We start from the raw sequence: 282 nt of genomic DNA, 5'->3' as shown, positions 1-282 counted from the left end.
GGCTGCCAGGAGAGCTCGCGCCGGGCGCGCTCGCCCGCGGCCACCAGTCGGGGCGGGTCGCCGGGCCTGCGCGGCGCCTTCTGCACGCGCATGTTCACCCCGGTCACGCGGCGCACGGCCTCGACCACCTCGTAGACCGAGTAGCCCTCGCCGTTGCCCAGGTTGTAGACCGTGCTCGGGCAGCCGTCCATGAGGCGCTCCATGCAGGCCACGTGGGCGCTGGCCAGGTCCACGGTGTGCACGTAGTCGCGGATGCAGGTCCCGTCCGGCGTGTCGTAGTCC

The 282-nt window shown here is 73.4% G+C and carries 1 pseudogene; it reads right to left on the bottom strand.

What is annotated here, in order from left to right:
• Nucleotides 1–282, bottom strand: a pseudogene (locus LZP69_RS16340) (UDP-glucose 4-epimerase GalE); the annotation flags it as partial.

It is taken from the genome of Shewanella sp. AS1 (assembly GCF_021412565.1).
In the GTDB taxonomy this organism is placed as follows: Bacteria; Pseudomonadota; Gammaproteobacteria; order Enterobacterales; family Shewanellaceae; genus Shewanella.
The sequence above is the reverse complement of the archived record's forward strand: the minus strand, read 5'-3'. Positions and strand labels throughout refer to the sequence as shown.